16 protein-coding genes, 1 tRNA gene, 1 other RNA gene and 2 pseudogenes are annotated in these 18773 nt (G+C 46.1%); 10 read left to right on the top strand and 10 right to left on the bottom strand.

The genetic code is table 11. The features are described 5' to 3' along the window. Positions 1–18: 18 nt before the first annotated feature. The 5 genes and pseudogenes from rsfS to BOQ04_RS04275 all read right to left on the bottom strand — a co-directional run. Positions 19–411: pseudogene (gene rsfS / locus BOQ04_RS04255) on the bottom strand (ribosome silencing factor); the annotation flags it as partial. 38 nt (positions 412–449) lie between these two features. After that, a pseudogene (gene nadD / locus BOQ04_RS04260) lies at positions 450–1140 on the bottom strand (nicotinate (nicotinamide) nucleotide adenylyltransferase). A gap of 1 nt (position 1141) precedes the next feature. Continuing rightward, positions 1142–2053 carry an oxygen-dependent coproporphyrinogen oxidase gene (hemF, locus tag BOQ04_RS04265; RefSeq protein WP_076023833.1) on the bottom strand — a complete coding sequence of 304 codons (912 nt, stop codon included), beginning with the start codon at positions 2051–2053 and terminating at the stop codon, positions 1142–1144. Between the two features lie 32 nt (positions 2054–2085). Further along, entirely contained in the window at positions 2086–3363 is a 1278-nt protein-coding gene (gene purD / locus BOQ04_RS04270) for a phosphoribosylamine--glycine ligase (RefSeq protein WP_076023544.1), read from the bottom strand. 45 nt (positions 3364–3408) lie between these two features. Next, positions 3409–4128, bottom strand: coding sequence for a YebC/PmpR family DNA-binding transcriptional regulator (locus BOQ04_RS04275; protein ID WP_076023545.1), 720 nt, complete (start codon positions 4126–4128; stop codon positions 3409–3411). A 150-nt stretch (positions 4129–4278) separates the two neighbouring features. On the opposite strand from BOQ04_RS04275, the gene BOQ04_RS04280 reads away from it, so the two are divergent. Beyond that, a tRNA-Leu gene (locus tag BOQ04_RS04280) sits at positions 4279–4363 on the top strand. A gap of 39 nt (positions 4364–4402) precedes the next feature. Here the strand turns inward: BOQ04_RS04280 and BOQ04_RS04285 are convergent. The 3 genes from BOQ04_RS04285 to lptF all read right to left on the bottom strand — a co-directional run bounded on the left by BOQ04_RS04285 (position 4403) and on the right by lptF (position 7673). Beyond that, positions 4403–5344 (bottom strand): CysB family HTH-type transcriptional regulator, encoded by a 942-nt coding sequence (locus BOQ04_RS04285; protein ID WP_076023546.1) that lies wholly within the window; start codon positions 5342–5344, stop codon positions 4403–4405. 62 nt (positions 5345–5406) lie between these two features. Further along, on the bottom strand, positions 5407–6561 hold the full coding sequence (lptG, locus tag BOQ04_RS04290) for an LPS export ABC transporter permease LptG (protein WP_076023547.1): 1155 nt from the start codon (positions 6559–6561) through the stop codon (positions 5407–5409). After that, the gene (gene lptF / locus BOQ04_RS04295) at positions 6558–7673 is read right to left on the bottom strand and encodes an LPS export ABC transporter permease LptF (RefSeq protein ID WP_076023548.1); all 1116 of its coding nucleotides are present in this window, start codon (positions 7671–7673) and stop codon (positions 6558–6560) included. The genes lptG and lptF overlap by 4 nt, the downstream gene beginning before the upstream one ends. Before the next feature lie 188 nt (positions 7674–7861). On the opposite strand from lptF, the gene BOQ04_RS04300 reads away from it, so the two are divergent. The 9 genes from BOQ04_RS04300 to BOQ04_RS04340 all read left to right on the top strand — a co-directional run bounded on the left by BOQ04_RS04300 (position 7862) and on the right by BOQ04_RS04340 (position 17671). Continuing rightward, a complete protein-coding gene (locus tag BOQ04_RS04300; RefSeq protein WP_420875836.1) occupies positions 7862–9451 on the top strand; it encodes a leucyl aminopeptidase in 1590 nt (529 codons plus the stop codon). Positions 9452–9461: 10 nt separating this feature from the next. Then, entirely contained in the window at positions 9462–9926 is a 465-nt protein-coding gene (locus tag BOQ04_RS04305; protein ID WP_076023549.1) for a DNA polymerase III subunit chi, read from the top strand. Between the two features lie 11 nt (positions 9927–9937). Further along, complete coding sequence (lgt, locus tag BOQ04_RS04310; RefSeq protein ID WP_076023550.1) at positions 9938–10726, top strand: prolipoprotein diacylglyceryl transferase; 789 nt, start codon at positions 9938–9940, stop codon at positions 10724–10726. A gap of 21 nt (positions 10727–10747) precedes the next feature. Then, positions 10748–11665: a LysR family transcriptional regulator gene (locus BOQ04_RS04315; RefSeq protein ID WP_076023551.1), complete on the top strand. Its 918-nt coding sequence runs from the start codon at positions 10748–10750 to the stop codon at positions 11663–11665. 133 nt (positions 11666–11798) lie between these two features. Continuing rightward, the gene (locus tag BOQ04_RS04320) at positions 11799–13103 is read left to right on the top strand and encodes a malonyl-CoA decarboxylase (protein ID WP_076023552.1); all 1305 of its coding nucleotides are present in this window, start codon (positions 11799–11801) and stop codon (positions 13101–13103) included. A 108-nt stretch (positions 13104–13211) separates the two neighbouring features. Next, positions 13212–14246 (top strand): TRAP transporter substrate-binding protein DctP, encoded by a 1035-nt coding sequence (gene dctP, locus BOQ04_RS04325; RefSeq protein WP_076023553.1) that lies wholly within the window; start codon positions 13212–13214, stop codon positions 14244–14246. 1 nt (position 14247) lies between these two features. Continuing rightward, positions 14248–14763, top strand: a complete 516-nt coding sequence (locus tag BOQ04_RS04330) for a TRAP transporter small permease (RefSeq protein WP_233126634.1) — start codon at positions 14248–14250, stop codon at positions 14761–14763. Between the two features lie 2 nt (positions 14764–14765). Further along, entirely contained in the window at positions 14766–16121 is a 1356-nt protein-coding gene (locus BOQ04_RS04335; RefSeq protein ID WP_076023554.1) for a TRAP transporter large permease, read from the top strand. 26 nt (positions 16122–16147) lie between these two features. Further along, complete coding sequence (locus BOQ04_RS04340; protein WP_076023555.1) at positions 16148–17671, top strand: malonate--CoA ligase; 1524 nt, start codon at positions 16148–16150, stop codon at positions 17669–17671. On the opposite strand, the gene BOQ04_RS04345 is transcribed toward BOQ04_RS04340, so the two are convergent. Together BOQ04_RS04345 and ssrS are read right to left on the bottom strand one after the other, a co-directional pair. Beyond that, positions 17668–18486: a sulfite exporter TauE/SafE family protein gene (locus BOQ04_RS04345; RefSeq protein WP_076023556.1), complete on the bottom strand. Its 819-nt coding sequence runs from the start codon at positions 18484–18486 to the stop codon at positions 17668–17670. The genes BOQ04_RS04340 and BOQ04_RS04345 overlap by 4 nt on opposite strands. Continuing rightward, positions 18487–18705: non-coding RNA, 6S RNA (gene ssrS, locus BOQ04_RS04350), on the bottom strand. Positions 18706–18773 lie beyond the last annotated feature (68 nt).

The raw sequence follows: 18773 nt of genomic DNA on the forward strand, positions 1-18773 counted from the left end.
TAAAGATGAGAAGACTTAATCGTCATCCTCATCATTAGACTCACTTGCTTTCACTAAGCCCTTTTCGCCAGCCAGCTTCACTCGGACCGGTTTTGCACCCCACATACCCTCAAGTTGATAGTATGAGCGCAGCATCGGTTGCAGAATATGAACAACGATATCTCCGCAGTCGACCAAAACCCATTCACCAGTTTCCAAGCCTTCAACAGAAATGACTTCGCCGCCCTTGGCATTCACATCCTCTTTAACGGACATCGCCAAAGAGCGCGTTTGGCGATTACTAGAGCCAGTGGCAATAATGACCCGATCAAATAGCTCGCTTAATTTGGTGGTGTCATAGACGCGAATATCTTGCGCCTTGACGTCCTCTAGTGCGTCAATGATGACACGTTGTAATTTGCGTAATTCCATAATTTCTCAGTTATCTTTATAGGGTGATCTTAGCTTGATTATTGATATAAGCCTAGATTTGTGATGATTTCAAAAGCATGTGCAGGGATTTGCTCGGAGGCCACCGTAGTCCGAGCGCTTGTTTTAAGGTGATTTCTCAGTTCGGTAGATGAGAGATCGATCGAAAGCTTGTTATCAATATATATGTGGCCATATGCTTGATTTGCAAGTACCTCAAGCCCATTGGCACCTTGGTTTTTCAGTAATTGCGCCATTTCTGGGCTCAATTCTTTCTGTAGATCATGATGGGGTCGGCTGGCTGCAGCAATATTGACTTGATTGATCAGGTCTTTCCAAGATTTCCAACTGGGCAGCCCAATTAGGGAGTCTGCCCCCATTAACCAAATGAGGCTAGCGTCTTTGCCGTAACGCTCCCTAAGTGAAAGCGCGGTATCGATTGCGTAGCTCGGGCCAGCCCGATCAATCTCAATCCGATCTACCCCGATTTTGGTTGGAATCTTCAAATACAGAAAAGCCCTAGCTAAATCGATGGCAGCAGCCTCAATCAAACTAAAGCGCACTTGAGCAGATGTGATGGTGTCGCTTTTTTTGCCATGGTTGACCACTCGGGATGAGCAGCAATTCATCTAAGTGGAGCAGTTTGGCAAAATGGGTTGCAAGTTTGAGGTGTCCAATATGTGGTGGATCAAAAGTCCCACCCAATATCCCAATTTTCTTCAGGGTATTCAAATTAAGCTAACCAGTCACGCGGCTTTAAATAAAAATCGTATAGCCGTGCTTCTGGGGTTCCTGGTTCAGGTTGCCAGTTATAGCGCCATTGGACCACTGGAGGCATCGACATCAGGATAGATTCTGTGCGACCACCAGAGTGCAACCCAAAAATAGTGCCGCGATCAAAAATGAGGTTGTATTCCACATATCGTCCACGACGATATTCTTGGAATGATTTTTCTGCCGCTGTAAAAGGTGTTTTATAGCGCTTCTCAACGATAGGCAAATAGGCATCAACAAATGCATCTCCAACAGCACGTGTCATCGCAAAACTGGCTTCAAATCCAAGGGAGTTAAAGTCATCAAAGAAGATGCCGCCAATACCACGAGGTTCCTCGCGATGTTTTAAATAGAAGTACTCATCACACCATTTTTTAAAGCGGGGGTGGAGATCTTCACCAAAAGGTTCAAGTGCATTCTTGGCGGTTTGATGAAAGTGTCTGCAGTCCTCCTCAACCCCGTAGTAAGGGGTTAAATCAAAACCTCCCCCAAACCACCATACCGGCTCTTGATCTGGCGCTTGCGCAATAAAGCAGCGCACATTCATATGAGTGGTAGGTACATGTGGATTGTTGGGATGAAAAACAAGTGATACCCCCATTGCCTCAAAACTACGACCAGCTATTTCTGGGCGGTGATGAGATGCTGAGGGTGGCATCTGTTCGCCACGGACATGTGAAAAACCTACGCCACCTTTTTCTAGGATCGAGCCACCGTCCAAAATACAGGTGCGCCCATACCCTTTCAGCTTGCTATTTTCGGGTTTGTGCCACTCATCGGCAACGAAGGCTTTGCCATCGAGCGCACTCATTGCGCTAGTAATGCGATCCTGCAAACCCAAAAAGTAATTTTTTAGGGCGGCAATGTCGATTTGAGTTTGTGTGCTTGAAGACAAGATGTTCTTTATTTAACGGCGCGATAGCCAATATCTGTGCGGTATTGCATGCCATCAAATTGAATTTTTGCAATCGCGTCATACGCTTTTTGTTGAGCGCCACGTACGGTATCGGCTAAACCAACCACGCACATCACACGGCCACCAGAAGTGACCAACTTGTCATCCTGAAGTTTGGTGCCAGCATGAAAGCTTAATTGATCTTCTGTATCCGCCGGAATGCCAGTAATCACATCGCCATTGCGTGGGGTATCCGGATAGTTATGCGCAGCCAGCACTACCCCTAAGGCTGTGCGGCGATCCCATTCGAGTTCAACTTCATTGAGTTTGCCATCGACGGCGTGATCTAAAGCGTTTACCAAATCACTGCGCAAGCGCGCCATGATTGGTTGCGTTTCAGGATCGCCCATACGACAATTAAATTCTAGGGTTTTAATTTTTCCATCCGGAGAAATCATGAGGCCAGCATACAAGAAGCCGGTATAGGGAATGCCATCTGCTTCCATACCCTTCACCGTTGGCATGATTACCTCGCGCAGTGCGCGCGCATGAATCTCTGGTGTGACCACTGGGGCAGGGGAGTAGGCGCCCATTCCCCCGGTATTAGGGCCTTGATCGGCATCAAGCAAGCGCTTGTGATCTTGGCTAGTTGCCAAGGCGAGCACATTTTTACCGTCAACCAAAACAATAAAGCTAGCTTCTTCACCAGTCAGAAATTCTTCAATCACGACACGGGCGCCTGCGTTACCAAGCTTGTTGTTGGCCAACATCATATCTACTGCTGCATGCGCTTCATCTACAGTCATTGCAACCACAACACCTTTACCGGCTGCTAAGCCATCAGCCTTAATCACAATCGGCGCACCTTTTGCATCAATATAGGCGTGCGCCTCTAGTGCACTGGAGAAAGTTTGATAGTCTGCCGTAGGAATGCCATGACGTTTCATAAAAGCTTTAGAAAAATCTTTAGAGGACTCCAATTGGGCGGCTAATTGTGTTGGTCCAAAAATACGCAAACCATTATTGCGGAATACATCCACAATACCAGCAGCCAAAGGCGCTTCAGGGCCAACAACAGTTAAATGAATTTTTTCACGTTTGGCAAAATCAGCTAGGCCTTGCAGGTCGCTGATAGGTAAATTCACAATGCCTGCAGCGGTTTGTTTTGCTGTGGCGGTACCACCATTTCCAGGTGCGACATAAACCGTTTGCACCTGAGATGATTGGGCCAATTTCCATGCAAGGGCATGTTCGCGTCCGCCAGATCCAATAAGTAGAATTTTCATAGCAATTTGCTTAATAAATTAATGAATAGTTTGTAGTGGCACCGTTTAGATGGCGGCATTCGAGAAGACTTCTTGAACATCATCTAGGTTCTCTAATGCATCTAACAGTTTCTGCATGCTTTCAGCCTGTTCTGCATCCAAGGCGATTTCAGTCTCAGGGCGCATGGTGACAGTGGCTAATTCGGGTTTCAGGCCAGCCCTCTCAAGTACTTCCTGCACCTGTGTAAATTCAGGCACTGGTGTTAAAACCTCGAAAGAGCCATCGTCATGACTGATAACATCCTCGGCACCAGCATCCAGGGCTATTTCCATGAGTTGATCTTCATTGGTGCCGGGTGCAAAGAGCATCTGACCGCAATGTTTAAATAGGAAAGCAACTGAACCTTCTGTACCCATATTGCCACCATATTTATTAAATGCATGACGTACTTCGGCAACCGTGCGAGTGCGATTATCGGTCATGCAATCGACGATGATTGCAGCACCATTAATTCCGTAACCCTCATAACGAATTTCCTCGTAGTTCACGCCCTCAAGGGAGCCTGTACCACGGGCAATCGCTCTTTGTACGTTGTCGTTGGGCATGTTGGCATCTTTTGCTTTATCAATTGCAAGACGCAAGCGCGGGTTGGTAGGGATATCTCCCCCGCCTAATTTAGCTGCAACAGTGATTTCTTTAATCAGTTTGGTCCAAATCTTCCCGCGTTTCTCATCTTGACGACCTTTGCGGTGTTGAATATTGGCCCATTTTGAATGGCCGGCCATACAGTAAGTCCTCTTAATAATTTGGCTATAGGACTCTATTTTAAGGGCTTACCAAGCAAAGGTAGGGGGAGCCAAGCATTTTTTGTTACACTCTTATGTCTTAGCAGCAACAAAGTAGTTAATTAAGCAGAATTTCCACTGCAAACACCTGCCCCGGTGATGGAATTGGTAGACGTGCCGGACTCAAAATCCGGTGCCGCAAGGCGTGGCGGTTCGAGTCCGCCCCGGGGCACCAATTCAGATGGCCATTGCCCTCTTGATTCCCTCAAAAATTTTAGATCTCGTAAGTTTCCGACTCGCTCGACATTGCTTGCTCAACTATTTTCTTTGTGAGGGTGGGTGAGAAGAGTTCAATAAAAGTGAAGACAAAAGAGCGCAGATAGGCGCCTTGTTTTACACCGAGATGAGTGACGTTGTTGCCAAACAAGTGCCCCACTGGAATCACCTTAAGATTGCGATCACGTTCGGCATCATGCGCCAGCCCCGATACAATCCCGACACCCATACCCGTTTCTACATAGGTTTTAATCACGTCGGCATCAATTGCCTCCAGAACAATATCGGGACTTAAATTGCGCTGGGCGAATGCCGCATCAATTTTGCTGCGTCCAGCAAAAGCTTTGTCATAAGTAATGATCGGATACTTGGCAATTTCTTCCAGGGTAATGCTAGCTTGATTAAGAAGCGGGTGGCTTAATGGCACCATGATGACGTGCTGCCATTGGTAGCCTGGGAGCGCTAGTACACCGGGTGTATTGGCAATGCCTTCTGTAGCAATAGCGATGTCTGCACGATCATGAATTAAGAGCTCTGCAATTTGACCGGGGTTACCTTGCTGAATGCTGACCCGGACCTTTGGAAAGCGCTTGGTAAATTCTGTCAGCACTTTCGGCAGAGCATAGCGCGCTTGAGTGTGGGTAGTGGCAATGACAAAGCTGCCTTGATCTTGGCTGGCAAAGTCTTTACCGACGCGCTTGAGTGTTTCGACTTCATCCAAAATGCGCTCAATCGAAACCAAGATGCGCTTGCCAGGCTCTGTAAGAGAGCGTATGCGCTTGCCGTGGCGTCGAAAGATTTCAACGCCGAGCTCATCCTCCAATTCAATAATGGCCTTGGAAACTCCCGGCTGAGAAGTGAAGAGGGCTTTGGCAGCTGTCGTCAGATTAAAGTTTTGTCGTACCGCTTCCCGTACAAAACGAAATTGATGCAGGTTCATATTGATTCCGATCTATATATCTACATAGATATAGAAATCAAATTCTATATTATTTTAGGGCATTAAACCCGAGAAACTCGATTTAAGGAAACAATCGCTAAACAGAAATATAAGAGGGGAGGCATAGCTGCCGTCACCACTGCAGGCCAGGCACCAAGGATGCCGATATTAGAGAACAAGGAGTTGAAAAGCTGAAAACTCATACCCAGCATGATGCCGCCAAATACTTTGATGCCTACACCACCAGCTCGCACTTTCATGTAAGCAAAAGGGAGTGCCAAAGTCAGCATGACAAAGATGGTGAATGGATAAATTACTTTTTTCCAGAACGCAATTAACTGACGATGGGCATCTTGATTATTCTCTTTTAAATGAGAGATGAAGCGCCCTAGGCTAACAATCGACATTTTCTCGGGGCTGACCAGTAGGACGCTCAGAATTTGGGGTGTCACTTCAGATTGGAGGGTGACTATCGGATGCGTCAAGGTTTGTGCAGAATAGACTGGATTTAAGGGATCTGCTTGCTTCGTCTCTGTAAAGCGGGTCTCGGTGACATCATCTAAGATCCAGGTGCCCGAATGATCAAAACGCCCTGAGGCTGCCGAGCGAATCGAGAGTAGATGATAGCGCGCATCAAATTCATACATGCGAATATTAAGGATCTCGTTATCACCCCCTATTTTTCCGACATTGACATAGCGAACCCCTGGTCGAACGGGTCCATTACCATCATCATTGCGCAAGCGATCCTTGACCCAGACTCCAGTTTTGAACTCTGATTCATAAGCTGAGCCTAGCGCTTTCACCCGAATTTGTTCTGACAAAGATTCAGAATAGGGGCCTACCAGCTCACTCATTAATAGGGTTAGTAAAATTAATGGAGTTGCGATCTTGGCTAAAGTCATGATGCCTCGTTTTGCATCTAAACCAGCGATTCTTAAAATCGTAAATTCAGACTGACTTGCTAGCATTGCAAAAACATAAATACTGCCAATTAAGCCCGCAACAGGAATAATTTCAGATACTCGGCTTGGCGCCTTTAGTAGCACATGTAACAGTGCAAGTGGCAGAGTGTATCCACCTTTTACTGAGCCTAACTCACTGAGGATGTCAAAAAATAAAAAGAGCGCTACCAGTGCAAATAAGATGAATGCAAAGGCAACATAAATTTGCTTTGCTAAATAACGCTCATATATGTAAGGAAACAATAATTTCATTTACGCCCTTTGATTGTTGGCAATTGTCGTTGCCACCACTTTAGGGACGGATTAATTCGATTGCGTATCAAGACAAAGGCCATGCATAGTGCCAAGGCATGGATGGGCCAAATGCCAACCAATACGCTGATCTTTCCTTGTGACACAAAATTTTGAGTGAGGTTAAGCAGGTTGCTATAGATTAAGTAAAGCAATACCGCATAAAACATGGCGGTGTAGTTACCTAACCTTGGGTTGACATAAGCCAATGGAATAGCAATCAACACCAGGCCAAGTGCCATCAGCGGGAGGCCAATACGCCAAAGCAGTTCTGCTTGATTGGGGTTTTTTGCCTGCGGATTAGGATCATTTAATAAATCCATAACCGACTTCTCTCGGTCCCGAGGAGGGGGGTCTAAAGATTCTTTGCTACGAATCTTGGTTGAGTAATCGTCAAATTCTAGAATCCTAAAATCAGGCTGTGTTGGTTGGCCCTCATAGCGGCGACCGTTGTGCAAGATGATTGATTTTTCTCCGCCTTCTGAATTCTGAATATAGCCGTTCGCTGCAACTGCAATATTCATACGCCCATTCTTTGAATCGGCCACGAAGATATTTTTTACTTCGCTTTTTTCAATATCAAGCTCTTCGATAAAAAAGACTCTTGGAGACTTTGCCGATTCCTTAAATTGACCTGCCGTTACCATCGAAACGTCATCGCGCTGTTGAAAGCGTTGACTAATTAAGGTGGATTCACGATTAGACCAAGGCCAAACAAAAAGGGCCAGTAATGCGATCACAACAATTAAAGGTGTAGCAAATTGCAAAATTGGGCGAATTAAATTAGTTACGCTCAGCCCGCTAGCAAACCAGACAATCATTTCCGAATCTTTGTACCATCGCACCAATACGATTAATACTGCGACAAATAAAGAGACGGTTAATAGAACCGCTGTGTAGCCCAGGGTAGCTAAGGCAATCAAGACAAAGGCATCTTGGGGGTTCACCGTGCCGTTGGCAGCAAATCCCAGAATACGAATCACCAGGGTAGTAATCATGATGGTGATTAAAACCAAAAATACCCCGCCCGTTGTAAAGCTGAGCTCGCGGCGAAGGGATTGGTTAAAGATCATGAATGGTATTTAAATCGGGCGATTATTGAGATTTTGACTGTTTTGTAGTTTATTTTAGATTTCTAGCCCAAAAAGCGGTTTTTGGATAATGAAAGGCGAAAGCCGCATGTCGGAGGATAATGGATAAAAATGAATTTTCCTCCTTTGAATCGACTTATCCACCCCAAAAATCGCCATTTATTATGACAATTCAATTTAGCAACAAGATTTTTCCTCTGGCTGACCTGCAACATTCCAAAGAACAAAAAGCCAGCCTCCTCATGCTTTTGTCGCAATCATCCGATTGCTTGGTATTGGCGTATTCCAAGTCCGATGTAGATGCGCTAGCTAATCCAAAGTCGAAAACTGGTTTATTGGTCGAATTAGATCGTCTTTTGGGTGGTTCAGTAGCCAGTGCTCAAGCACTTGGAGATTTGGATGGCAAGCAGGCTAATGCATGCATGATCAGAGCTGAAAAAACCTGGGCCACTCATGGCGTCAAAGCGAAACGCGTTTTATTAATTGGTTTAGGTGAGTTTGTGAAATCCAGGGGTTTGGATATTTACGCCAAGATTGCACGTGCTGGTTTAAAGGCATTGAGTGGCGGCTCAATTAAAAATGCACTTTGGTATGTCCCTAGCTTTGCGTTAGACGTAAGTCAAGATAATGTTGAGCAGGAGGTGCGCCTGACTATCCAATATGCGGGTGATCAGGCCTATCGCTTTGGGGTTCGTCAGCCAGCACTTAAATTTAAAGCGAAGGATGCAGCCGACTCATTTGCGCAACTCACCTTTGCTGGTAATGAAGCCTGCGCTAAAGCCATTAAATCTGCAATTGCAGAAGGCGGCGCCCTAGTTGAGGGTATGAATTTGGCAAAAGATCTTGGCAATTTACCACCTAATATCTGTACACCTACATACCTTGGCAAGACTGCTCAGGGCTTAAGTAAAAAGACGGATTTAAAAGTAGAAGTCTTGGGTCTAAAGCAGATTGAAGCTTTGGGTATGGGATCTTTTTTAGCGGTTGCCAAGGGTTCAGATACACCGCCGCAATTTATTGTGATGCGTCATCAGGGCGGTAAAGCCGGAGAGGCGCCGATCGTGTTGGTTGGCAAGGGGATTACTTTTGATACTGGGGGGATTTCTCTCAAGCCAGGCGAGGCCATGGATGAGATGAAGTACGACATGTGTGGAGCTGCTTCAGTGATTGGTACCATGTATGCCGTAGCCCTCATGAAGCTCAAGAAGAACGTGATTGGTGTGGTTCCTACTTGTGAAAATATGCCATCAGGTGGCGCAAGTCGTCCCGGGGATATTGTGAAGAGTATGTCTGGTCAAACGATTGAAATTCTCAATACCGATGCTGAAGGTCGTTTGATTTTATGCGACGCTTTAACCTATGTGGAACGCTTTAAGCCAAAGGCAGTGATTGACGTTGCGACATTAACGGGTGCCTGTGTGATTGCATTGGGTCATGTTCATAGTGGCCTGTTCTCGGACGACCAAGAGTTGGTGGATGCCTTAAGTAAGGCTGGTCAGACTTCATTGGATACGGTGTGGCGTTTGCCGCTTGATGCTGCTTATCATGAGCAGCTTAAATCAAATTTTGCAGATGTAGCCAATATTGGTGGCCGCCCAGCAGGCAGCATTACTGCGGCTTGTTTTCTCTCCCGCTTTACTGAGAAGTACAAATGGGCGCATCTGGATATTGCTGGAACAGCATGGAAAAGCGGGGCGGCAAAAGGTGCAACAGGTCGCCCTGTGCCTTTGCTGTTGAACTACTTGCTTGAAGCAAGGTAATTAGTTCAATATGGCCCGGATTGATTTTCATAGCAATGTGAGCGATAAGCTTGAGTACGCGTGTCGTTTGACGCGCAAGATTTGGAGTGCCACTCCGATAGGCGAGCCCGTTCGAAATATTGTGATGGTCGGTGAGAAAGCGGATCTCCAAAAATTAGACGAGCTCCTTTGGATATTCAGCAGTACTGAATTTTTACCCCATTGTTTTATAGAAGATGAAGCAGCTATCGAAACACCAATTGTTTTGAGTATGGATTGCTCACCTTCGACTTTAAGTGCCATTCCCCACGCCGACATACTGATTCACTTGGGTATGCGCATGCCAGACGATGTACCCGCTTTAGTTGCGCGTTTCCCGCGGATAGTGGAGGTGGTCACAGTAAATGAGGCTGAGCGCCTCGCTGGACGTGATCGCTATAAGGCTTATCGTGACTTGGGCCATGAGTTGCATAATTTCGATCAATCCAAAAGTTAAGACTCCTTTTTATGTTGATACATCCCCAGTTTGACCCAGCAGCCATTCGCATTGGATCTTTTGCCATTCACTGGTATGGATTAATGTACCTCTTGGCGTTTGCACAATTTTTAGCGTTGGGACGACTGCGTATTCGGATGCCGCAATATCAAACTTTGGGTTGGACTTATAAAGATTTAGAGGATCTTTTATTCGCAGGCGTTCTGGGGGTAGTCTTGGGTGGTCGCATTGGTTACACCCTGTTTTATATGCCCAGTTTTTATCTCTCACATCCTCTCAGTATCCTAAAAATTTGGGAAGGGGGCATGTCTTTTCATGGCGGCCTGTTAGGTGTATTGATTGCTCTACAGTGGTTTGCTTATAAAAAGAAAACTACTTTTTTTGTTGTGAGTGATTTAGTTGCACCCTTAGTGCCGTTTGGCTTAGCGTTTGGACGCTTGGGTAACTTCATCAATGGTGAGCTGTGGGGGCGACCTACCGACCTTCCATGGGGCATGGTCTTCCCAGTGGTAGATGCAATTCCAAGACACCCTTCGCAAATTTATCAATTGCTTGGTGAAGGTATCTTGCTTGGTATTGTTTTGTGGGTATACGCAAGCAAGCCACGTGCCGTTGGAAAAGTTTCGGGCTTATTCCTGTTGGGGTATGGGATCTGTCGCTTCGCAGCTGAATTTGCGCGTGAGCCAGATTCATTTCTAGGTCTTTTGGGGCTCGGACTTTCTATGGGGCAGTGGCTATCACTCCCAATGATCTTCTGTGGAATCGTTTTGTTTCTGGTCTCTAAGCGAAAATTGGCATAAATAGAAAGAGCTCGGTAATTCATGGCGCATGAAGAGGTCACGCTACGCAAGCTAGAAATACTGTGCTCCTTTGTCAGGACTGGTAGCTTAAGCAAAACAGCCGATGAATTACTGCTTAGCTCAGTAAGCATTCACAAGGCGCTGCATTCACTCGAAGAGAGTATTGGCTGCCCCTTATTTATCCGAGAGGGCCGTTTATTAAAGCCTTTGCCTACGGCGCTATATTTGGCGGAAAGCGCCTCAGATCTATTGAGTGATGTAGAACGCATCATCAAGAGAACGCGCTTAAAAGCTGGCATTGAGTCTGGGCAAATTCGCCTTGGTTCAATGTACTCCTTAACGGCCAACATTATTCCCAAGTTGATCATGGGCACAAAGATTCGACGTCCTGATCTTGATATTGATTTGTTTCTCGGGTCTAACGAAGATTTGATGAAAAAACTTTACGAGGGAAGTATTGAGGCAATCATCATAGCCACCCCCTCAGCGGGCTTAGCAGAGGATGTCCAAGTAGTCCCACTATTTGAAGATCGCCTGTTCTTAGCCTCCTCAAAAGGGCGGCAGCCTGCAAATCCACAGGCAGATATGGCGCACTACAGGGAGGAAAAGTTTCTCACCCTGCATGATGGCTTCGCCACTACCTCTGGTTTTTATGAGGTATTTGAACTAGCTGGCTTTAAGCCCAATCTGGTGATGAAGGTGGGGGATATTTTTTCTTTAATGAATATGGTTGCTAGTGGCATGGGGCGATCCATTCTCCCCGGGCGCGTTAAGGCTCTAATGGGGGATTCCATTGAATTTACCCCCTTGCTCGGCAGGTATGAGGTGGTGCAGCGTATTGCTCTGATGTACCTCACGGTTAACGAATCGAATCCAAATATTTTGGCTTTAGCAGCCGAAGCCCGCATGTTGCATCGCAATAATAATGTAATGCAATAAACTGGAATCTCAAATAATTAACTTTAAGTTAATGAATGGCAATAAAAGTTAATTGATTTCGCCTGCAATGATCCTTACATTAGATTTAATGAAGTAAATTCGTTTGGCACTCTTTTTTGAGAGAACACAATAAATGCTTGAAAAGTTAGCAAAAGCTCGTAATTTGGCCAAGGCAAATAATGCGATCAAACGCCTTATTTCTGAGCGCGGTGAATCTAATGCTGTGAGTATGGCCGATGATGTTGTGAATAACTATCGCAAGCTAACCAGAGATCAGTACGTAGCATTTTTTACTTATCTTTTCGAGAAGTTAAACCCAGATGCCGCATCGGTGATGGAGGCTGCGCAAAATTTTGTTGCTGAAGCCAGTGCGCGTAATTACATTCGCCTACAAAAAGTTTCCGAGTCCCCTCGCCAAGAATTATTTCGCCGCTTAAATCGCGCTAGCCAAGGTACGGCTGCGGTAGTGCAAATGCGTCGCGACCTATTGCAGATCTTGGATAAAAAACCTGAGCTTGCCGCAGTTGATTTTGATATGCGTCACTTACTCTCATCTTGGTTCAATCCTGGATTTCTAAAAATGCATCAGGTGGATTGGAAGTCCCCCGCAGAAGTATTGGAGAAGTTGATTCAACACGAGGCGGTTCATGCGATTGATGGCTGGGATGATTTACGTCGCCGCTTACAGCCTGATCGTCGTTGCTTTGCATTCTTTCATCCGCAACTTCCTAGCGAGCCTTTGATCTTTGTGGAAGTGGCGCTTTTGCCTGAGATTCCTACCGTCATTACGCCATTGGTTGATAAAAAAGCGGAGACGCTCGATCAACCATCGCAATTTAAGGTTGCTGTTTTCTATTCGATCAGCAACTGTGAGCCCGGCTTACGCGGGGTTTCAATGGGCAACTTCCTCATCAAGCGTGTTGCAGAGACATTGCAAGCGGAGTTTCCAACACTCAAAACTTTTGTCACGCTTTCTCCTATTCCTGGATTTATGGATTGGGTGGCTGGCGGTGCCAATTTAGGTGAGGGCGTTCCGGCAGAGCGCTTAAAGCCGGCCTTAAAAACTGCTAGAGACCAGGCGCTAGCGGTTCTCAAGCTAGAGACACAGTCTTGGAGCGAGCGCTTAAGCGCGGGATGGCATCCAGATCAGGCATCTGAAAAAGAAAAAGAGGCTTTGTTATGTCTAGCCAGCATCTATTTAGGGTTGGCTTCAACTGGGCGCTCAGGTAATCCAGTAGCTAAATTTCATCTGGGTAATGGTGCAAGGTTGCATCTCATTAATTGGGCGGGTGACTTATCTCGCAAAGGCTTGCGCCAGTCGGCTGGTTTGATGGTGAATTATTTGTATGACTTAAGTGCAGTAGAGGAGAATCATGAGCGTTTTTCCAATGGGGAAATCGTTTACTCAAAAGCAGTAGCGCGTTTAATGGCCAAATAGCACCCAAAGAGGTGCTGGTCATAAGTGTTTAAAATGCCAGAAGTAGCAAATAAACAATCTTTATCCACATAAGATTGAATTTAATAAAAAAAGTTTTAGGAGATCGCAATGTCAGATACCAAAGAAATAAGTGAATTTCGTCGTCAAATCCTGCTTGGTGCCGCTGGCGCCTCTTTGTCTATGTATAACCTGCCCACTTGGGCGCAGGCAAATGCACGCAGTTTGAAAATTTCGCATCAGTTTCCAAGTGGAACTGATTTCCGTGACCGCCTATGCAAAAAATTTGCAGAAGAAGTGCAAAAAAAGACCGCTGGCGCATTAAAGTTCGAGGTCTATCCACAGTCCTCCCTGATGAAGACAAATGCGCAATTTAGCGCGCTACGTAAGGGTGCGCTGGATTTCTCTTTTTATCCTATGCCTTATGCAGGTGGCGAAGTGGTCGAAGCCAATATTGGTTTGATGCCTGCCTTAGTTACCAGCTATGAGCAGGGTGCGCGCTGGAAAAATGCTGAGGTAGGCAAAATCCTCACTAAGGTGCTTGAGTCAAAGGGGATTGTGATTGTGAGTTGGGTGTGGCAAGCTGGTGGCGTAGCTACCAAGACCGGCCCGATTATTGTTCCAGACGACATCAAGGGCGTGAAAGTACGTGGCGGCAGCCGTGAGTTTGATGCCATGCTCAAAGCTGCCGGCGGTTCAGTCATGACATCCATTCCTTCAAGCGAGGTCTACCAGGCTGTTCAAGCCGGTTCTTTGGAGGCTGCTTACACCTCATCTGCCAGTCTGATGTCATTCAAATTGGCCGAGCTTACAAAAAATTACACCAGCGCAAAGAACAAATCCTACTGGTATATGTTGGAGCCGTTACTAATGTCTAAGATGGTCTTTGATTCATTGCCTCAGAACCAGCGCGACATCATCATGTCTGTCGGTGCAGATATGGAGAAGTACGGTACACAGCAGGCTAAGTTGGATGATATTGATTGCGCTGTTGCGTTTGCAAAAGCGGGTAACAAGGTCTATGACATTGATTCCGCTGCTGTCGATAAATGGAAGGCTATCGCAAAAGTATCTGCATGGAAGGAATTTTCTGATCGTAATGAAACCTGCGCAGCAATGATGCGTTCTGCCGAAGCAATCTCATAATATGAAGCTCTTTATCCTGCTTGACCGATGGATGTCGGTGTTAAATAAGTTTTTAATGCTTTTGGGATCAGTGGCCCTGATGGTATCGGCCCTGATTTTGAGCTACAGCGTCTTATCCCGCGGGCTCTTTCATGCAGCAAATGATTGGCAGGATGAAGCAGCTTTATTTTGTTTGGTAGGCGTCACTTTTCTTTGCAGCTCTTATGTGCAAGAAAAGCGGGGGCATATTGGTATTTCAGCAATAGAAGGTTTATTGCCTCATCCAGTCAATCAGGTCAGGGGAGTCATCATTGATGTGATCTCCTGCCTTTTCTTTGGATTCTTTTCCATCAAGACTTGGAATTTGCTAGTTGAAGCTTGGGTTGATGGGCAGGTGACGAATTCCACTTGGGCGCCTTCCCTTTGGATTCCATACTCAATGATGTTTGCGGGGATGTGTTTATTGACCTTCCAAATTTTTTTACAAATATTTGTCAGAAAACCAGTTGTCTCTGACCTAGTTGGTGGAGGTCACTGAGCATGTCTGTATTAACTATTGGTATTTTGTTTGGCCTTGTAACACTCCTGATTATGTTTTCAGGAATATCCATCGCATTTGCCTTGGGTATTGTTGCAATTATTTTTATGTACTTCTTTATGCCCGCATCCTCTTTGGATACGGTGGCGTTGAATGTATATGAGGAGATGTCTAGTATCACCTTAATGTCTATTCCGCTCTTTATCTTGAAGGGTGCGGCTATTGGACGCTCCAGGGCTGGTAAAGATTTGTACGATGCTCTCCATGTGTGGATGGGTAAGATACCTGGTGGTTTGGGTGTGGCAAACGTGTTTGCATGTGCTTTGTTTGCGGCAATGGCCGGATCAAGTCCTGCTACTTGCTCAGCAATTGGTAGTGCTGGCATCCCGGAGATGCGTAAGCGGGGTTACTCCCCAGGTTTTGCAGCGGGGATCATTGCTGCAGGAGGCACCTTGGGTATTTTATTGCCACCATCTATCACCATGATTTTGTATTCAGTTGCATCAGAGCAATCATTGGGTAGGTTATTCCTGGCGGCGATTGGTCCAGGCGTCATGTTGGTAATCTTCTTTGCTGCATACACTATCTATCGTTATAAAAAAGAATATGCCCGTGCTTATGAGGCTTACAACGTTGGTGCTCCATCTGCCCCCATCTTGGAGCGTCAGACATACACCATGCAACAAAAAATTAGCGCATTGCCACGCGTTTTGCCGTTCTTGATTTTGTTGATTGGTGTCATGGTGGCTCTGTATGGTGGTTATGCTACCCCTGCAGAGACAGCCGGACTGGGCGCCGTTTTTGCATTCTTGCTTATTGCCGTTATTTATCGCATGTGGCGTTTCAAAGACCTGTACCCATTGTTAGATGTCAGTATTCGTGAGTCGGCGATGTTGATGTTCATTATTGGCATGTCTTTGTTGTTTGCCAACGTCATGAGTTATCTGCACTTGAGCCAATCAGCCGCCCAAGCGATTGTTGATTTACACACTTCTCGCTGGCTTTTGCTGACTGCAGTGCTGCTGATGGTGATCTTCTTGGGCTTTTTCTTGCCTCCAGTCTCCATCATTTTGATGACGTCCCCGATTTTCTTGCCTCCGCTACGTGCTGCAGGATTTGATTTGGTTTGGTTTGGAGTGGTGATGACTATCATCATGGAGACTGGCCTGATACATCCTCCGGTAGGACTGAATATTTTTGTGATTAAAAATATTGCCCCCGACATTACTTTGAAAGAAATTATTTACGGTGTGATGCCATTTGTGGCCATCATGATTTTCTCTGTAATTCTTCTATGCATCTTCCCCGAAATTGCTACAGGTCTATCTGACTGGGTAATGGGGCCTCCATTGGTATAAAAAATCAGTATTTAAGGAATGTATTTATGAATTTGTATTCAATCTTGGAAAAAGGTTTTCCAAAAGATAAACAGTCATGCGCCCTCGAAACGCATGATGGCCTTTATTACTCTTGGAGTGATTTGGAGCGTGCCACTGCAAAGATGGCTAATTTGCTCAAAAGCCTTAAATTGCCCAAGGGTTCGCGTGTAGCGGTACAAGTTGAAAAATCGCCAGAGGCCCTTTTTCTTTATCTTGCTACGATTCGCGCAGGGTATGTATATCTTCCATTGAATACGGCTTACCAGGCTGCTGAGATTGGGTACTTCCTTGAGAATGCTGAGCCGGCTGTAGTGGTCTGTAGTAGCAAGAACTTCTCATGGGTTTCGAAAACAGCGTTCAAGGCAGGTACTCAGCATGTCTTCACCTTAGATGAGAACCGTACCGGTACATTATTGGAGCGTGCTGGTGCTCAAAGCGACAGATTCAAGACGGCAACAGTAAAAGAAGATGATTTGGCCGCCATCCTCTACACCTCCGGCACAACCGGGCGTAGTAAGGGTGCGATGTTGACCCATAAGAACCTGAGCAGCAATGCCAAGGTTTTGCAGAAGTTCTGGGGTTGGAAAAAAGGCGATGTGTTGCTACATGCCCTACCTATTTTTCATGTGCACGGATTGTTTGTGGCTGCTCATGGCGCCCTGATCAATGGTAGCAAGATGATTTGGTTGCCACGCCTAGATACAGCACAGTTAATTCATTACATGCCTAAATCCACTGTGATGATGGGCGTGCCCACTTTCTACGTACGTTTATTGGCTGATAAGGGCTTTACTAAAGAAGTGACTCGCAATATGCGTCTCTTTGTTTCTGGTTCGGCACCTTTATTGACTGAAACATTTAACTCATTTATTGAGCGCACTGGACAGTCCATTCTGGAGCGCTACGGCATGAGTGAGACCGTGATGTTAGTCTCCAACCCCTATAAGGGTAAGCGTGTGGGCGGCTCAGTTGGCTTGCCATTACCAGGCGTCAAAGTACGTGTGGTCAATGAAAACAATAAGCCATGTGGAGTCGATGAGATTGGTAACGTTCAAGTCAAAGGCCCGAATGTATTTGCAGGTTACTGGCGCATGCCCGAAAAAACTGCCGAAGAATTTACTAAGGATGGTTGGTTTAAAACCGGCGACGTTGGTCGCTGGGGTGGTGATGCCAATGGCGGCAAAGCACCCAAAGATTACCTGTGCATTGTTGGCCGTAGTAAGGATTTGATTATTTCAGGTGGCTATAACGTCTATCCAAAAGAAATCGAGAGCTTTATTGATGATATGGATGGGGTGGATGAAAGCGCCGTGATTGGTATTCCGCATCCTGATTTTGGCGAAGCGGTGATGGCTGTTGTAGTTCCTAAGGCAGGGGCAAAATTGGATGCCCAAGCGATGATTGCTACCTTGAAAACACAAATTGCTAATTTCAAAATTCCAAAGCGTTTAGAAATCGTGGCAGATTTGCCGCGCAACGCAATGGGTAAGGTACAGAAAAATATCTTGCGTCAGCAGTACACTAACTAAAAGCCAAAGGCCTTGCGGCTTTCATTAAACATGAAGGCGGCAAGGCAAAATAGCATTACGCCAAAAATCCGTTTCAGTTGCACTACATCTAATTTTCTAGCCATCTTTGCACCGATGGGCGCCGTAAAGATGCTGACAATAACAATGCACGCAACTGCTGGCGCGTAAACATACCCTAGAGAACCTGCCGGTAAATTTGGAAGACCCCAGCTTCCATACATGTACCCAATAGTCGCTGCAGCTGCTATCGGAAAGCCCAACCCAGATGAGCTTGCCATTGCCGTATGGGGCTTCACATTGCACCAGAGCATAAACGGTACGGTAATGAATGCGCCACCTGCGCCCACCAAGCTGGCGAGCATACCTACACACAGTCCAAATAAAAACAAGCCAATTGGACCAGGCAAATTACGCCCGGCAGTAGGTTTTTTATTCAAAATCATCTGCACTGCAGAGTAAACGATAAAAATAGCGAAAAATAGGGATAGCCAAGAAGTGTTGATGGCCTCAAAAATTTTGCTACCTCCAACCAGGCCGCCAACCACCATGCCAGGGCTTAATGCGGCAACCAGCTTCCAGTCAATCGAGCTGTGTTTATGGTGCGCCCAAATGGCGGAAGAGGTTGTAAAGAGGATGGTTGCCATACCGGTGGCAATGGCCATATGAACAATCAGTTCTTGCTGAAACCCCAAGTGATTGAAGACCAAAATCATGAAGGGAACCAAGATCATCCCACCACCAATGCCTAATAGGCCAGCTAGAAAGCCAGAGATGCTACCGCACAGTAGAAGTAAAGTGATATCACTTAGGTACATGAATTCCCCGCCTTGGCCGCTAGGCCGTCATCCTGAACCCTAGGGTTCAAGGTGGAACGGCTACTCTGCTTCGGGTGCATTAAGGGTCTCAGGGAGTGAACAGCTCGAGGCTGCCACTGTAAGACATCAAAACGCTCACGCCCACAAGGTAAAGATCGTTCCTGATGCTTGCGCATCGGTTCAAGGAACTATTGGCCTTGGCGAGCCAGGCAGGGAAAGGGTTTGCATCAAAGTATCTACCTGATCTTCTAGCGATCGAATCTCATCATGAAGACGAGAGATTTCTT

It is taken from the genome of Polynucleobacter sphagniphilus, from assembly GCF_001953355.1.
In the GTDB taxonomy this organism is placed as follows: domain Bacteria; phylum Pseudomonadota; class Gammaproteobacteria; order Burkholderiales; family Burkholderiaceae; genus Polynucleobacter; species Polynucleobacter sphagniphilus.

Bases quoted from the DNA above. Each gene is read 5' to 3' on its own strand.
- purD (WP_076023544.1), bottom strand. From the start codon at position 3,363: ATGAAAATTCTACTTATTGGATCTGGCGGACGCGAACATGCCCTTGCA.
- BOQ04_RS04275 (WP_076023545.1), bottom strand. From the start codon at position 4,128: ATGGCCGGCCATTCAAAATGGGCCAATATTCAACACCGCAAAGGTCGT.
- BOQ04_RS04285 (WP_076023546.1), bottom strand. From the start codon at position 5,344: ATGAACCTGCATCAATTTCGTTTTGTACGGGAAGCGGTACGACAAAAC.
- lptG (WP_076023547.1), bottom strand. From the start codon at position 6,561: ATGAAATTATTGTTTCCTTACATATATGAGCGTTATTTAGCAAAGCAA.
- lptF (WP_076023548.1), bottom strand. From the start codon at position 7,673: ATGATCTTTAACCAATCCCTTCGCCGCGAGCTCAGCTTTACAACGGGC.
- BOQ04_RS04305 (WP_076023549.1), top strand. From the start codon at position 9,462: ATGGCCCGGATTGATTTTCATAGCAATGTGAGCGATAAGCTTGAGTAC.
- lgt (WP_076023550.1), top strand. From the start codon at position 9,938: ATGTTGATACATCCCCAGTTTGACCCAGCAGCCATTCGCATTGGATCT.
- BOQ04_RS04315 (WP_076023551.1), top strand. From the start codon at position 10,748: ATGGCGCATGAAGAGGTCACGCTACGCAAGCTAGAAATACTGTGCTCC.
- BOQ04_RS04320 (WP_076023552.1), top strand. From the start codon at position 11,799: ATGCTTGAAAAGTTAGCAAAAGCTCGTAATTTGGCCAAGGCAAATAAT.
- dctP (WP_076023553.1), top strand. From the start codon at position 13,212: ATGTCAGATACCAAAGAAATAAGTGAATTTCGTCGTCAAATCCTGCTT.
- BOQ04_RS04330 (WP_233126634.1), top strand. From the start codon at position 14,248: ATGAAGCTCTTTATCCTGCTTGACCGATGGATGTCGGTGTTAAATAAG.
- BOQ04_RS04335 (WP_076023554.1), top strand. From the start codon at position 14,766: ATGTCTGTATTAACTATTGGTATTTTGTTTGGCCTTGTAACACTCCTG.
- BOQ04_RS04340 (WP_076023555.1), top strand. From the start codon at position 16,148: ATGAATTTGTATTCAATCTTGGAAAAAGGTTTTCCAAAAGATAAACAG.
- BOQ04_RS04345 (WP_076023556.1), bottom strand. From the start codon at position 18,486: ATGTACCTAAGTGATATCACTTTACTTCTACTGTGCGGTAGCATCTCT.